The following is a 16,206-nucleotide window of genomic DNA, read 5'->3' as shown; positions in this document are numbered from 1 at the left end:
CCGTATTCGGCCAGATTACCCAACCACCGCTACATTAAATTTCATGCATTATGGCGTTATCCGTACTTTCCGGCAACTCCAAGGCATGAAAGCAGATTTTCACTGCCGACAAAATATTTCAATGCAGTGCCTTAGCACGGCAGAAAATATGCGGCAATCACTGATAATTACTTGTTAACCGTGATCGCCGCAGATTCATACCTATCCCAAACGACCAAGCGCTTTCAGCTCATGCAATGCCGCAGCATCGCGTGCTGATACATCCGGGAACTCAGAATCACTGCCGACATCGTTGGTATAGCGCCATGAACGGGCGCATTTTGTACCCTCTGCCTTGGCAGGCACAACAGTTACACCCTTCACATCACTCAACGCGAATGCCTCACCGGCAACCGGCTGATCGCTGATGGTCAATCCGCTGGTGATGCAGATTTCAGCCATATCCAGACCCTGTACCGCAGAGAGCAGCGACGCATCGGTGATATGCACCAGAGGTGCAGCTTCCAGCGACGAACCGATACGCTTGTCCGCACGTTCCAATTCCAGAGCACCGGTAACAACGCGGCGCACATCTCGCACCTTGTCCCATTTCGCAGCCAGAACCGGATTATTCCATTCGGCAGGAATGTTGCGGAACTGTTCAAGATGCACGGAAACCGCATCTTTATAACGGTCAAGCCATGCTTCTTCCGTCGTGAAAGGCAGCATCGGTGCGAGCCATGTCACGATATTATCGAACAGGTGACGCACGGTCTGCAGAGCAGCTTTGCGGCGCAGGCTCGAAGGTGCATCGCAATAAAGCGCATCTTTGCGGATATCGAAATAGAAAGCCGACAGCTCGATATTAGTGAAGTCGATCAGTGCGCGGGTGATGCGTTTGAATTCAAATGCATCATAACCATTGCGAACAACTTCATCCAGCTCGCTCAGGCGATGCAGCATCAGCTTTTCAAGTTCCGGCAGATCGGCATAGGCAACTTCTTCGCCTTCATCATGCGCCAATGTACCCAGCATCCAGCGGATGGTGTTACGCAGCTTGCGATAAGCGTCGATATTGGTCTGGATGATGCTCTTGCCGAGACGCTGATCATCCCAGTAATCCGAGGTCATCACCCAGAGACGCAGAATATCTGCACCAGAATCCTTGATGATTTCCTGCGGGGTCACTGTATTGCCGAGCGATTTCGACATTTTCTTGCCGTGCTCGTCCATGGTGAAACCATGGGTCAGCACTGCATTATAAGGTGCACGGCCACGGGTGCCGCAGCTTTCAAGCAGTGAGGAATGGAACCAGCCGCGATGCTGATCCGAACCTTCCATATAAAGATCGGCAGGCCATTTCAGATCAGGGCGGTCTTCCAGCGTGAACGTATGCGTTGAACCGGAGTCAAACCAGACATCGAGAATGTCGGTAACCTGCTCCCAAGCCTCACCGGCGCGGTTGCCGAGGAAACGCTCACGCGCACCTTCTGCAAACCATGCATCAGCACCTTCCACTTCAAAAGCCGCGAGAATACGTTCATTCACAGCTTCATCAATCAGCACTGTACCGTCTTCAGCTGCAAAAACACAAATCGGCACGCCCCATGCGCGCTGGCGTGACAGCACCCAGTCAGGACGGTTTTCGATCATGGCACGCAGGCGGTTCTGACCGGCAGCCGGCACAAAACGTGTATCATCAATGGCTTTCAGAGCACGGGAACGCAGCGTTGTGCCGTCGCCCAGTTCTTTGTCCATATAGACAAACCATTGCGGTGTATTGCGGAAGATGATCGGCTTTTTCGAGCGCCATGAATGCGGATAGGAATGCTTCATGCGGCCACGGGCGAACAGCAGACCACGCGCGATCAGTTCTTTGATAACCGCTTCATTGGCATCGCCCTTCTTGCCGTTATCATCGATAACACGGGCAGCACCGCCTTCACGGTCAGGGCCGAAACCCGGTGCGTCAGCAGTATAGAAACCAGCATCATCCACAGGGAAAGGAATTGCAGGATTGATATCGCGTGCTTCGAGTTCACGCACAGCATCCATCCATGCTTCAAAGTCTTCACGACCATGGCTTGGTGCAGTGTGAACGAAGCCTGTACCGGCATCATCAGTCACATGCTCACCGGCAACCAGCGGCACAGTAAATTCATAACCGCCGCCAAAGCCTTTGAGCGGATGGGCTGCGGTCATGCCATGCAGCTGTGCAGTGGAAACATCGCGCAAACGATTAAAAGTCAGCTTGGCTTTTTTGAAGCATTCCTCAGCCAGATTATCAGCGAAGATCAGCTTTTCACCGGCCTGCGGGCCAAAGTCATTTTCCGCACCGGTCACTTCATAAAGACCGTAGGAAACCTTTGGCGAATAGGCGATGGCGCGGTTGCCCGGAATTGTCCATGGTGTCGTTGTCCAGATGACCACATGCGCATCAGCCAGTTCCGGCACGGATGTGACAGGGAATTTCACCCAGATCATATCCGACTCAATATCGTGATATTCAACTTCCGCCTCGGCCAGAGCAGTACGCTCAACAACCGACCACATCACCGGTTTGGAACCACGATAGAGCTGGCCGGAGCGGGCGAATTTCAGCAATTCACCGGCAATACGGGCTTCCGCATGGAAATTCATTGTGGTGTATGGCTGTTCAAAATCACCGGTGATTGCCAGACGTTTGAACTCATCGGTCTGAACCTTGATCCAGCCTTCAGCAAATTCACGGCATTCCTTGCGGAATTCATTGACCGGCACTTCGTCTTTATTCTTGCCCTGCGCACGGTATTTTTCTTCGATCTTCCATTCGATCGGAAGACCATGGCAGTCCCAGCCCGGAACATAGTTCGAATTATAGCCGCGCATCTGGAACGAGCGGGTGATCACATCTTTCAGTGTCTTGTTCAGCGCATGGCCGATATGGATATTACCATTGGCGTATGGAGGGCCGTCATGCAGCACCCAAAGCGGGCGATCTTTGGCATCTTCACGCAGCTTCTTATAAAGATTCATCTCTTCCCAGCGGGCGACCAGCAGCGGCTCACGCTGCGGAAGGCTGGCACGCATCGGAAAGTCGGTCTGCGGCAGGTTAAGCGTTTTGGAATAATCGATTTTTTCAGCAGTCATTATCTTGAGCATTCAGTTGGACTACCGGAGCATAATGCAGGCACTATGCTGCTCTCAGGCAGGCAGTCTTAAGAAAATATATATCCTGAAATTGCGGCAGAGTTCATCATACCTCAGGATGTCAGCTATTCTTCCCGGACCTTTCCCCCTGAACCATCCGGTCAGGCTTAAGAAAAGGCCGGGCCAATAATTCGGCCGGCATAGCGCAGCATTATAAATATCGAGTATTGTCTCATCATGGTGATGCTTTTACCAATGCAGGCGCGCAGAATAAAGAGGCAAGACAGATAAACTTTGCCCTTCCGGCAGATTTTCAAAGCAAATAAGCCGATACTTTTCTAAAACCTGACGGTTTTCGCTTAAAACATCAGTCCAGTGTAAAATCAAAACGGTAGGTTGCCGAAACACCAACCGTCAGCTGATGGCGCGATCCGCGCTCGGATACAAGGCTGGAGCGTGCCGCTTTACCCTGCAAATTAGTATATTCGGCATAAAGGCTGGTTGTGATCTTATCGGTTGTCATCCATGTTACTGCGCCGCCCAGTCCGGCAGATGTAATTCCCCCGCTATCCGGATCATAAACGGAAAGACCGCTGGCAACGGATTCCTCAGCATTAATACCATAATAAGTATCCAGATATTTCTCTGAAGCAAAAGACATGCGCGGTCCGCCGGAAACACGGATAGCCGGTGTCACATCATAAAATGCATCCCCTGCCAACTCGCCGACAATACCATTATGCGCACGAACCCCGTGACGTAGTTCTGAGCGCAAACGAAACCAGTCTGTCGGGTAGAACTCCATGAAACCGCCGACCTCACCGCCCCATGGTACATCTTTCAAGCCATCGGCCTGACTGCCGCCACGCGCCATCAAAAATTCACCGGTCAATCCCACGCGAAAATCTTCCATATCCATCAGAGCGAAGGAAATATTGTCATTGCGGGATGAAAAGCGCTCTGCAACGCCTGTGCGGCCAAAAGAAATCAGAGGCTGCGCACTCATTATATATTTGCTGGAGCCTGTAAAACGGGGCTGGCGGTAAAAGTCACCGCCGACGGTCAGTGACCAGTCTCCGGACCAGAAATGTTTTCCTGATGATTGTCCGCCCTCTTCAGCCAAAGCCGGATGAATGAAGCATGCAGCAGACAAAACAGCTAATCCGGCAATACGGAACCGGTTAAACACATTACGCAAAACGCACACTCCAGACACCACTTGCAGGCCGAAAACAGATATGCGCCTATTTTTCAAGTAAAGCGGTAAATATATTCTGAAGTATTGAGATCAATTTAATTGCGGGAAAATGTCAGATAGGAATCCAGCAAAGAAAGCGGCTGCACAGCAGATAAGATTGCCCGTGCTTCAGCTTCGTCCTGCCGCATCTGCACCATCAATGCATCAAGCGAATCGAATTTTTCTTCTCCGCGCAAATAAGCAAAGAACGAGACAGAACAGAATTCACCGTAGAGATCGCCTGAGAAATCAAACAAGAATGTCTCAAGCAGTGCACAGCCGTCACTGTCCACGGTCGGACGGCGGCCAAAACTGGCAACACCATCATAAAGTGTGCCGTCAGCACGGCGGAAACGCACAGCATAAATACCGTGTTTCAGATTGGTTTGTTCAGGCAACGCCATATTGGCTGTAGGAAAACCAAGCGTGCGCCCCAGCTGCTTGCCTTTAATAACAGTGCTGGCCAGCGTATAGCGATAGCCCAACAGTCCCGCGGCTCCCGCCACATCACCTTCCGCCAGATGGGAGCGAATGCGTGAGGAGGAAACAACCTCGCCGCCCTCATCTGTAAAAGGCTCAATCAGGGTGACGCCGAAACCGTGTTTCTCACCCGCCTGTTTCAAAAATTCCGGATTGCCCTGCCGCTTTTTACCGAAGTGAAAATCAACACCGGTAATGACTTCCGATGCGCCCAACCGCCCGATCAATGCCTGATCGATAAATTCCTGCGCGCTCAGGCATGAAAAACCGGCATCAAAGCCCTGCTCCACCACAACATCAAAGCCGAGCAAGCCCAGAATAGCCGCTTTTTCCTGCGCATCAGTCAGGCGGTCAACCGGTTGATCCGGATTAAAAAAACTGCGCGGATGCGGCTCAAATGTCAGCACAACAGCCGGACAATTGCGCTCTTTGGCCAGTTGCAGCGTTTTTTCAAGCACAGCCTGATGACCGCGATGTACACCGTCAAAATTGCCGATTGCCACAACGCCGCCGCGCATATGCGCAGGCAGCGGCTCACTTCCGCTCACACCGCAGGTGAGACGAAGAATTGCGGATTTTGCAGCAAATTCTGAAGGCATCACAGTCATCGGGTTGTTTCAGATCAGTTGTTCAGGGATTAAAAATTTCCGGCGGTCACACCAGATGACGCATCACCGCTGCCGGTGCCTCACCGTGACGGCCGAGAAATGCCAGCAGCTTGTCGTGATCGACTTCGCCCTTGGCCACATAGTCAGCCGCGTGAATACCGCCGGAAATATACAGCACATCCACACCGTAATTCTGCGCGCCTTTCACATCGGTCAGCATACCGTCGCCGATTGCAAGGATGCGGGATTTATCAACAGGCTTGCCGGTCAGCTTTTCTGCGGCCTGCATTGCCGCTGCATAAATCGGATGATGCGGTTTACCGGCTATGAGCGTACGACCACCAAGCTGCGTATAATCACGCGCCAGCGCACCGGCACACCAGATCAGACGGGTGCCGCGCTCTACGACGATATCAGGATTAGCGCAGATGAATGGCAGATTGCGCGAACGGAAACGCTGCAGCAATTCGGCATAATCTTCAGGCTTTTCCACTTCGTCATCGACCAGACCGGTACAGACAACACCGGATGCCTCATATTCTTCAACCAGTTCCACATCCAGACCGTCATAGATCGCCAGTTCGCGCTCAGGTCCCAGATGATAGATTTTACGCGGGCCTGCAGCAATCAGATCGCGGGTAACATCACCGGATGTCACGATCTGGTCATAGCTTTCATTGGTGATAGCCATCATTTCCATCTGGGCTGCAACACCGGGATTTGGGCGCGGCGAATTGGTAATCAGCACCACTTTAACACCGGCTTCACGAGCGCGTTTCAAAGCATCTGCAGCCGGACGATAAGCTTCCACCCCATTATGCAACACGCCCCAGACATCACTGAAGATCACATCATAACGGTCAAAAAGATCATCGAGTTTCGCCGGATGCAGCATAAAACTATCCTTAAATCAATTATCTCCGCAGCTTCACGGAGCATATGGCGCACAATTCGCGCGCACGGATCGGCATGAAAGACGCAAGTGAGGCCGAAACTTCAAGCGCCGGATTTTATAAATGCTCTAAACCAACAGGCAGCATATGTCACCCGTTTTGCGTGAGCGAAAACATCACAACACTGTTTATATTTTGACGAAGCGCGGAACCATCCCGCTCATGTTTCATTAACTCTACCCTGTACCCAGTTTTTTTACTGTGTTTCGTGACGCCTTGTTAGAACCAATCCATTACCATCAGAGAAAATGAAAATATTGAATCGCGTTTCCTGTCTTGCTTGCCGTTTTCTGAAACGTCACACGATCTGAAACAGACGGACAATAAGAAGACTATGTTCCGGCCTGTGCCGGCAGGAGAGACTATGCGTTGCGTAAAAAGCCCGAAACAGCGATCCGGCAGTTTTTCTGCATTGATAATGCGGTTTCGCAAAAACCAGACCGGTGCCATTGTTCCGCTTTTTGCTCTGATGCTCCCCCCTATTCTTTTTGCAATGATGCTGGCGATTGACACTGCCAATCTGATGCGCGTGCGCGGAAATGTTCAACATTCACTTGATGCCGCTGCACTGGCTGTGGGTAAACGCTTCACGGTCGTTTCGGAGGAAAATCAAATCCGGGCATTCGGCAAAAAAATATTCGATGCCAATCTGCGCGCTATTACGCCGGACAAAACTACATTTACTCTGGATTTTCCAAAAGGGCGGAATTCGGATCAGCAAATTGTTGCCGGCGCATCCTTCCGGTATATTTCATTTTACGGAAGAGCTGTGAAAGCTATGACGAAAGATGAAGTTGACTGGGATAAATATACTTACTCAATGTCTGCGACTGTGCGCCTTAAAAATACACTGGAAGTCGCACTGGTCCTTGATAATTCCGGCTCGATGTCTGAACGCGGCTCGGGCTCGGGTCTCAAGCGCATAGATTTACTTAAGCAGGCATCCGCCCAGCTTGTAGACAAGCTGGCGGATCAAGCCAAACTCATTACGCATCTTGAAAATCCGGTACAGTTTTCACTGGTTCCTTTTGCAGCCTCCGTCAATATCGGCCCCGAAAACCAGAGCCAGCCATGGATGGATCAGACCGGCATCTCACCAGTTCATTATGAAAACTTCACCATGCCCACGGCAAACAACCCGATCAATGTCGGGTACAATAAAAATATCATTCTTCGTGATAGTGCTTATTTTAAACAGGGGTCTGGCTGGGGAAGCGAAAATGGCCATTATTTTACGCGGTTCAGCCTGTATAATGACATGCAAACTACACGTGGCAGAACATATACAAGCTGGAAAGGTTGTGTAGAAGCACGCCCCGGAGAATACGGCATTAATGCTGACCGCCCGTCACTCGTAACCCCCGACACAATGTATGTGCCGATGTTCGCCCCTGATGAATATGACTCCAGCCGCTCCCTGAACAATTGGTGGACGGATAATGGGGGGCGTTACGACAGCTATCAAACAATGCAGCGGGATTTAAAAAAATATTATGTCGCGCAAAACACATCTGGCGAAGGAACGACCGGACCGAATTACAGCTGCACAACAACGCCGATCACAACGCTGACAGATGTTACAACTGAGAATGGTCTGAAAACGGTAAAAAATGCTATTGCAAGAATGCAGCCGGATGGCGGTACAAATGTGCCGGAAGGCATGGTCTGGGGTTGGCGGACACTTATCCAGAACTCACCTTTTGCAGGCGGAAGAGCTGCGTCAGAGCGGGGCAATGACAAGGTCGTTATTGTTCTGACCGATGGCGCTAACACTTATTACCGTTACAACTCACTCGGCGGCACAGACAGTGCGGGCAACATATCCAACTATTCTTCGCTGGGATATACCGCAGTTACAACCAAATTCTATGACAGAACACGTATCTTTCAGGAAGCACGCGGCGTCGGCAACGTTCATGACAATGCCTATTATACTGAAGCGCTTAATGCCCGCTTCAAAAGACTGTGCGAGCTTGCAAAACAAGACAATATTATGGTGATGACTGTCGCGCTTGATCTTCGGCAAAACAATGCGACAGATCGCAAGCAGATGGAAACTATGAAAGAATGCGCTTCGGATTCACGCGTTCGCTTTGACCCGGATTTTCCGACCAGACGCGCCAAACTTTTCTGGAATACAACCGGCGGCAATCTTGAACAGACATTCCGCGAAATTGCTGATGAGTTATCCAATCTGCGCGTTGTCCGCTGATTGATGAGAAAGCCACGGTGCTGCCGCATAGTACGCATCGTGGCCTATTCCCCACAACAGACTTCATACGGCTTTCATATTCGGACAATAATATCTGCTTCACCGGCGATATGATTTTGTGACACACAAATTTGTTGCTGTCAGACACTTATAAATCCGCCGGACAAGCATCATATGCTTGCCTAAGCATCTGATTTTTGGTGCTCCCTGTCAGTTTTTACAGGGTTTATTACCGGTAATATTATCTTTTACGCCAACCGGAAACCTTGACTCTGAAACGGCTCTTTCCTATATCAAAAGCACGTTAGCACTCGCACAAAGAGAGTGCTAATAATCCACGGGCCGAAAGGCCTTCAACTCATTTTGCTGCCTTATTTCAAGGCGTATTTTCAAGGGTTATATCCATGGCAGAGATCAATTTCCGCCCTCTTCATGACCGCGTTGTCGTTCGTCGTGTAGAATCGGAAGCAAAGACAGCCGGTGGCATCATTATTCCTGATTCAGCCAAAGAAAAGCCGTCTGAAGGCGAAGTTGTCGCCGTTGGTTCCGGCAACCGCGACGAAAGCGGCAAGCTGGTTGCTCTGGACGTTAAAGCAGGCGACCGCGTTCTGTTCGGCAAATGGTCCGGCACAGAAGTGAAGATCGGCGGCGAAGACCTGCTGATCATGAAAGAATCCGACATTCTCGGAATCATTGCCTGATTTTCGATTTAGCCTGAGCGCTTCATAGCCCGGGCTTATTCATCATTCCTTTTCAACAGTTCAAATCGGGAAGCCTTGAAGGCCAGACCTCAGGCTCCAGGAGAGAAAAATGGCTGCTAAAGACGTAAAATTCGGTCGTTCAGCGCGCGAAAAAATGCTGCGCGGCGTCGATATCCTTGCTGATGCTGTTAAAGTAACGCTCGGCCCTAAAGGCCGTAACGTTGTTATCGACAAATCTTTCGGTGCACCGCGCATCACCAAAGACGGTGTATCGGTTGCCAAAGAAGTAGAACTTGAAGACAAGTTCGAAAACATGGGCGCACAGATGCTGCGCGAAGTCGCTTCCAAGACCAATGACACTGCAGGTGACGGTACAACAACCGCTACTGTGCTGGGTCAGGCTATCGTTCAGGAAGGCGCAAAAGCTGTTGCTGCCGGTATGAACCCGATGGATCTGAAGCGCGGTATTGATCTGGCTGTTACTGAAGTTGTTGCAAACCTCCTCGGTAAAGCTCAGAAAATCAACACTTCTGAAGAAGTTGCTCAGGTTGGCACCATCTCCGCTAACGGCGAAACTGAAATCGGCCGCATGATTGCGGAAGCGATGCAGAAAGTCGGCAACGAAGGCGTTATCACTGTTGAAGAAGCCAAGACAGCTGAAACAGAGCTCGAAGTTGTTGAAGGTATGCAGTTTGACCGCGGCTACCTGTCTCCGTATTTCGTAACCAATCCTGAAAAGATGGTTGCAGAACTGGAAGACGCTTATATCCTTCTGCACGAAAAGAAGCTTTCCAACCTGCAGGCTCTTCTGCCGGTTCTCGAAGCTGTTGTTCAGACCTCCAAGCCACTCGTTATCATTGCTGAAGACGTAGAAGGCGAAGCACTGGCAACTCTGGTTGTTAACAAGCTGCGCGGCGGTCTGAAAATTGCTGCTGTTAAGGCTCCTGGCTTCGGCGATCGCCGTAAGGCAATGCTTGAAGATATCGCTATCCTCACCGGTGGTCAGGTTATCTCCGAAGATCTCGGCATCAAGCTGGAATCCGTGACTCTCGACATGCTCGGTCGTGCGAAGAAAGTTGCGATCACCAAAGAAAACACAACTGTTGTTGATGGTGCCGGTTCAAAAGCTGAAATCGAAGCCCGCGTTGGCCAGATCAAACAGCAGATCGAAGAAACCTCTTCCGACTACGACCGCGAAAAGCTGCAGGAACGTCTTGCTAAGCTCGCCGGCGGTGTAGCAGTTATCCGCGTTGGCGGTGCAACTGAAGTTGAAGTGAAAGAACGCAAAGACCGCGTTGACGATGCTCTGAACGCAACCCGCGCTGCGGTTGAAGAAGGTATTGTTGCTGGTGGTGGTACTGCACTTCTGCGCGCTTCTGCAAACATCACTGCAAAAGGTATCAATGCTGATCAGGAAGCCGGTATCAACATCATCCGTCGCGCTCTGCAGGCTCCTGCCCGTCAGATCACCACAAACGCCGGTGAAGAAGCTTCTGTTATCGTTGGTAAAATCCTCGAAAACGCTTCAGAAACCTTTGGTTACAACACTGCAACCAACGAATATGGCGATCTGATCAAAGCTGGTGTTGTTGATCCGGTTAAGGTTGTTCGTACTGCTCTGCAGAACGCAGCTTCGATCGCTGGTCTGATGATCACCACTGAAGCCATGATTGCTGAACTGCCGAAGAAAGACGGCGGCATGCCAGCAATGCCAGGCGGCGGCATGGGCGGCATGGGCGGCATGGACTTCTAAGAAGTCCATCCAAACATTTCGTAGCACAGGCGCCTGCGCCTGTGCGGCCACGATAATGCAGCTAAGAAATGAAAAAGCCTCTGAGAAATCAGAGGCTTTTTTATATCTAAACGTTAAAATCTGTACTGCCTGGTGACCCAGCACAGGTTACAGCCTGCCTTACCCATATATGCCGATTATGGAGTCCCTCCCATTTTCAGGAGAAATATTTCTAAATAAATTGTAACCAATATGATTAGCGACCATCACAATTGCGATGCATTATTTTTTTAAAGTTACTGTACTTAATGATAACCCAAAATTATTTTAGTATCTCCTTAAGGATCAGGCTTTAAAGATTGAAAATCTACAGCTTGCGCTGGTCGGTAATCCTATTTGCCCCCGCTTGAAGGAACTGCTGACCGCGCAAAGGGAAGACGGGGAGACCCGTCTTCCCACGCCCTCCTCAGCACAATTTCCACTTTTTTCCATGGACCTTCAATAAGGATTCCGGCACCACCGGTACCGGCTGTGAACCTTATAGTTCAATCTGTAGAGTGGCCGCACCACCTCAACACTCTGTTTTACATATAATGCTTCACACTTTTCGGATTGCGCTATAGGCTTGGCTATACAAGTTTCGCTGTTCTGATCTGGACAGTGCTTTCATTGCACCGCAACGGAGGGAAGACTCATGCGTAAAGAACACCCGATTACAACGGCACCGCAGGACGGGCGCACAGTCACAGTAATCTGGACAGACTTTGATGGTCAGATCAATGAATCCCCTGCCCGTTACCGCCAGCTTGAACAGCTTCAAAAAGCAGGTGGCGACTGGACCGAAAGCGATACCGGCTGGTGGACTTTTATTGACAGCACAACACAGAAAAAAATCAACCCGACGGCCTGGATAGAAAATCCGGATGATGAGGCTGAAGACGACTAAGACATCTTTCCTAATGTCTTATACAACACAGTCAGAGCACTGGCATGGCACTGAAAATATTCAACTTATGCTCTCGCACCACCGTGATTATCCCTACACAAAACTGTGTTTTGCACAGTCTCGCAATGCCTGTAACTGATACCATATGACAAACTGACATCTTCCCAGAATACAGAACTTCAGGAGCTGTAAATGTCTGACCAACGTACCGAAACCGATAGTTTCGGCCCTATCGCTGTTGATAATGATCGTTACTGGGGTGCGCAGACCCAGCGCTCTCTGCAAAATTTTAAAATCGGAACAGATCGCCAGCCTCTGCCGCTCATCCATGCACTCGGCATTGTCAAACAGGCTGCAGCAGAGACGAATATTGCTTTGGGCAAGCTTGATCCGGTGTTAGGCCGTGCCATTACGGTGGCTGCAGCAGAAGTTGTTGAAGGTAAACTGGATGATCACTTCCCGCTGGTTATTTATCAGACTGGTTCCGGCACGCAGTCGAACATGAATGTGAATGAAGTAATCTCCAACCGTGCTATTGAAATGCTCGGCGGCACAACAGGCAGCAAAAAGCCGGTTCATCCGAATGACCATGTGAATATGGGGCAATCATCCAATGATAGCTTCCCGACAGCGATGCATATTGCCACGGCGATTGAAGTCACATCGCGCTTGCTCCCTGCCCTCGATCATCTGATTGATGCGCTCAAAGCCAAAGAAGAGAAATTCGCACATCTGATCAAGATCGGCCGCACACATACGCAGGATGCCACGCCTGTCACCTTAGGGCAGGAATTCTCCGGTTACCGTGCCGCAATTGAATATGGCAAGCACCGTATTGTGCAAAGCCTGACAGATGTTTATCTGCTGGCACAAGGCGGTACAGCGGTCGGCACCGGCCTGAACTCCGCCAAAGGTTTTGATACCGGTTTCGCGGAAGCCGTTGCCAATATTACCGGTCTCCCGTTCAAAACAGCGCCCAACAAGTTTGAAGCACTCGCCTCCCATGGCGCTCTGCTCAACCTGCATGGCAGCCTGAATGCTTTAGCTGCGGATCTGTTTAAAGTTGCCAACGATATTCGCTTTCTCGGCTCTGGCCCGCGCTCCGGTCTCGGGGAATTGCAATTGCCGGAGAATGAACCGGGTTCATCGATCATGCCGGGCAAAGTCAATCCGACTCAGGCAGAAGCTTTGACCATGGTGGCTGCGCAGGTTTTCGGCAATCATACGACTGTCACCGTTGCTTCCAGTCAGGGGCATTTTGAGCTTAATGTTTTCAAACCGGTAATAGCGGCCAATGTGCTGCAATCTATCCGTTTGCTGGCCGATGGCATGAATTCTTTTGTTGATCATTGTATTGACGGGATTGAAGCCAATGAAGCCCGCATTCATGAACTGATGGAAAATTCGCTGATGCTGGTAACAGCTCTTGCCCCGCAAATCGGTTACGATGCGGCCGCGAAGATTGCCAAAACCGCTCATCATAATGGCACGACTTTACGCGAAGAAGCCCTGAAAAGCGGCCTTGTCAGTGAAGCAGAATATGAAGCTTTAGTGCGTCCGGAACTGATGTTGCAGCCCTCATAAGTTGCTTTGTATGATGCATTTATTGCAGCCCGCAACAGCTCACTGTTGCGGGCTGTTTTCTTTTATAACGTCTCGTAACTTTAGCCCGTTATCAATGCAGAGTGAACAATTTTAAATTTCGACATGCTATTTTAGGGTTCACTATTGATGAACGATATGTCAATATCTGTCTATATTTACAATACAGTCACTTGTTAGTTATCCATTGCGCAACAGCACTTCATGCTGCGCACAATGAGCCTGCAGCATAAATCACTTTTCTATTGTTAACTTTTATTGCCTGGAAGCCTCTTACCCCTCCAGCAATATCTCATCCGGAGCCTCATAATGAGCACTGTTTCCGCCTCCCAGAATTCCATTGTTATCCTGATCTCCCGCATCTTTCTTGCTATTCTTTTCATTCTTGCAGGTTGGAGCAAGCTGACCGGCCTTGAAGGTACTGCGCAGTATTTCGGTGCAATCGGCCTGCCAATGCCAAGCGTGACCGCAGTTCTCGTTGGCCTGATTGAATTTGTCGGCGGCCTTGCCATTCTGATCGGTTTTCAGACCCGTATCGCAGCGGTTGTTGTTGCGCTGTTCACCATCGGCGCCACACTGGTAGCTCATATGGATTTTGCCGAAGGCATGAACGCACTGATGGCACAGAAGAACCTCGCAATTGCAGGTGGCCTGCTGCTGCTCGCCGTAACCGGTGCCGGTGCATATTCAGTTGACCGTCGCGGTCGCTAATAGCCAAACGCTTTTGATCTATCAAAAAGGCCGCAATTCTTACGAATTGCGGCCTTTAATTTTTAAACTTTAAGTATTTAAGCTTATTTCAAACTACAACAAATACGGCTGATGATTTCCGCCACACGCGGATTATCCAGACTGCGGCGTGCAGAAACCAGACAAGCCTGCGATTTCAGCATAATGCCATCATCCAGAATTTTCAGCCTATTGGCTCGTAATGTCGAACCGGTCGAAGTAATATCTACGATAATATCTGCGGAACCGGCTGCCGGTGCACCTTCGGTAGCACCCAAGCTCTCAACAATACGGTAAACCTGAATTCCGTGTTTCTGAGAGAAGAACTGCTGTGTCAGCCGCCAATATTTGGTGGCAATCCGCAAACGGCGTCCATGGCGCTGACGGAAATCTGCCGCTACATCATCCAGATCGGCCATTGTCGCAACATCGTGCCAGACTTCAGGCACAGCCACGATCACATCTGCATGACCAAAGCCAAGCTGTGTCTCAATCTGCACTTTTTCATCGGCACGCGCCAGTGTCTCACGAATAAGATCCTCACCGGTTACACCGAGATCAACCGTGCCATAGCCCAGTTCACGGGCAATTTCTGACGCGGAGAGAAACAAAATATCCACATCATCCACGCCTTCAATACGGGCGCGGTAGTTGCGGTCATCTTCCGGCAGAACCACATGCAATCCGGCTTTCGCCATGACTGCAATTGTCTGCTCTTTCAGGCGGCCTTTGGAAGGCAAAGCCAGTGTTACAGTCATGAGCGTGCTCCTGTCTGTGTTGCCTCGGCGCATTTTTGTAAGCGGTCGAGCCAGATGGAAAAACCAACACCGGAAATACGCTCTTTCGCGCCCAGCATTGTCAACAAGCGGTCATAGCGTCCGCCACCGACAATCACGCCACAATCAGCATCACGACTGGTAATTTCGTAAACCAGACCGGTATAATAATCGAGCGGGCGGCCAAAACCTGCATCATAAGCGATAATGCCGAGATCAATACCAGTCTTACGCATTTCCTCAACACGTTTGCCGAAGCTCTGCAATGCAGCACCGAGATCAAGACCATTCTGTTCAGCAAATTCTGTCAGCTGTGCAGTCGCCTGTTCCAGCGGCACGCGAATGGACAGAAATGTCTTAAGCGCCGTCAGCACCCGATCTGCCAGTTGAACCGCAGCCAGCTGCTGCTTCTCCATCAGACGCCGTGCAATTTCAGAAGGACTGCGGCCCGCGGCTGGCGAAATACCTGCAACCTGCATTTCCTGCGCAAGTGCCGTGACCAAAGCATCTTCGCCCTGCTCATCAACAATCTGACGCAAACGCTCAGGGATAACATTACCAAGACGCGGCGATGCCAAATCCTGCAAGGCCAGCTCCAGCAGTTCAGCACTGCCAAAAGCACGTGCCAATTTTTTCTGCCAGCCGCGCGGCAGGCCGAGAGATGCCAGAACAGCTTCAAACACAGACTGATCGCCGAGCAGAACCTGCAATGATGCATGGGGGGCAGCCTGACGCACAGCATTCAGAGCATCGCTCAAAGAGCGCGCATCTGAGGCAGGTTCGTTATCGCCGCCAAGATCTTCAATACCGGCCTGATGAAAGCTTGTACCACCTTCACGACGCTGACGGAAAACCTCACCAATATAGGAATAGCGTTTTGGTGTGGCTGCATTCAGCGCAATATGATTGCGGCAGACCGGAATGGTAAATTCCGGACGCAGGCACAGACTGTCGCCATTCTCATTCTCGGTCAGGAAAATCCGGCTGCGCAGATCCTCACCGGCCATATCCAGAAACGGATCAGCCGGTTGCAGGATCGGAATATCAACGGCTTCACTCGACGTGGTTGCAAAATAAGACGCCAGATCAGCGGCAATATCTGCTGTTTGACGATTGCTCATT

General features: G+C 50.5%; 12 protein-coding genes. 6 read left to right on the top strand and 6 right to left on the bottom strand.

Annotation, left to right across the window (positions count from 1 at the left end; all coding sequences use genetic code 11):
• Positions 1–201 precede the first annotated feature (201 nt).
• The 4 genes from ileS to HBA93_RS09730 all read right to left on the bottom strand — a co-directional run bounded on the left by ileS (position 202) and on the right by HBA93_RS09730 (position 6,328).
• Positions 202–3,108, bottom strand: a complete 2,907-nt coding sequence (gene ileS / locus HBA93_RS09745; RefSeq protein WP_221723139.1) for an isoleucine--tRNA ligase — start codon at positions 3,106–3,108, stop codon at positions 202–204.
• A 367-nt stretch (positions 3,109–3,475) separates the two neighbouring features.
• Complete coding sequence (locus tag HBA93_RS09740; RefSeq protein ID WP_502910078.1) at positions 3,476–4,297, bottom strand: MipA/OmpV family protein; 822 nt, start codon at positions 4,295–4,297, stop codon at positions 3,476–3,478.
• A gap of 104 nt (positions 4,298–4,401) precedes the next feature.
• On the bottom strand, positions 4,402–5,424 hold the full coding sequence (locus HBA93_RS09735) for a bifunctional riboflavin kinase/FAD synthetase (protein ID WP_121991906.1): 1,023 nt from the start codon (positions 5,422–5,424) through the stop codon (positions 4,402–4,404).
• Between the two features lie 55 nt (positions 5,425–5,479).
• Positions 5,480–6,328, bottom strand: coding sequence for a TIGR01459 family HAD-type hydrolase (locus tag HBA93_RS09730; protein WP_122093651.1), 849 nt, complete (start codon positions 6,326–6,328; stop codon positions 5,480–5,482).
• A 422-nt stretch (positions 6,329–6,750) separates the two neighbouring features.
• On the opposite strand from HBA93_RS09730, the gene HBA93_RS09725 reads away from it, so the two are divergent.
• The 6 genes from HBA93_RS09725 to HBA93_RS09700 all read left to right on the top strand — a co-directional run bounded on the left by HBA93_RS09725 (position 6,751) and on the right by HBA93_RS09700 (position 14,290).
• Positions 6,751–8,598: a TadE/TadG family type IV pilus assembly protein gene (locus HBA93_RS09725; RefSeq protein ID WP_286201844.1), complete on the top strand. Its 1,848-nt coding sequence runs from the start codon at positions 6,751–6,753 to the stop codon at positions 8,596–8,598.
• Positions 8,599–9,002: 404 nt separating this feature from the next.
• Positions 9,003–9,299 carry a co-chaperone GroES gene (gene groES / locus HBA93_RS09720; protein ID WP_022711248.1) on the top strand — a complete coding sequence of 99 codons (297 nt, stop codon included), beginning with the start codon at positions 9,003–9,005 and terminating at the stop codon, positions 9,297–9,299.
• A gap of 109 nt (positions 9,300–9,408) precedes the next feature.
• Positions 9,409–11,052, top strand: coding sequence for a chaperonin GroEL (gene groL, locus HBA93_RS09715; RefSeq protein WP_121991862.1), 1,644 nt, complete (start codon positions 9,409–9,411; stop codon positions 11,050–11,052).
• Positions 11,053–11,725: 673 nt separating this feature from the next.
• The gene (locus tag HBA93_RS09710; RefSeq protein WP_121991863.1) at positions 11,726–11,977 is read left to right on the top strand and encodes a hypothetical protein; all 252 of its coding nucleotides are present in this window, start codon (positions 11,726–11,728) and stop codon (positions 11,975–11,977) included.
• 192 nt (positions 11,978–12,169) lie between these two features.
• The gene (gene fumC / locus HBA93_RS09705) at positions 12,170–13,561 is read left to right on the top strand and encodes a class II fumarate hydratase (RefSeq protein WP_122093654.1); all 1,392 of its coding nucleotides are present in this window, start codon (positions 12,170–12,172) and stop codon (positions 13,559–13,561) included.
• 327 nt (positions 13,562–13,888) lie between these two features.
• Positions 13,889–14,290 carry a DoxX family protein gene (locus tag HBA93_RS09700; RefSeq protein ID WP_221723138.1) on the top strand — a complete coding sequence of 134 codons (402 nt, stop codon included), beginning with the start codon at positions 13,889–13,891 and terminating at the stop codon, positions 14,288–14,290.
• A gap of 83 nt (positions 14,291–14,373) precedes the next feature.
• Here the strand turns inward: HBA93_RS09700 and hisG are convergent, their stop codons facing one another.
• Positions 14,374–15,066 (bottom strand): ATP phosphoribosyltransferase, encoded by a 693-nt coding sequence (hisG, locus tag HBA93_RS09695; RefSeq protein WP_121991866.1) that lies wholly within the window; start codon positions 15,064–15,066, stop codon positions 14,374–14,376.
• On the bottom strand, positions 15,063–16,205 hold the full coding sequence (locus HBA93_RS09690; RefSeq protein WP_221723137.1) for an ATP phosphoribosyltransferase regulatory subunit: 1,143 nt from the start codon (positions 16,203–16,205) through the stop codon (positions 15,063–15,065). Before HBA93_RS09690 ends, hisG begins: the two co-directional genes overlap by 4 nt.
• Position 16,206 lies beyond the last annotated feature (1 nt).

This window comes from Ochrobactrum sp. SFR4 (assembly GCF_019730395.1).
Classification (GTDB): domain Bacteria; phylum Pseudomonadota; class Alphaproteobacteria; order Rhizobiales; family Rhizobiaceae; genus Pseudochrobactrum.
Note: the sequence above shows the minus strand (reverse complement) of the source record. Positions and strands in the feature narration are given on the sequence as shown.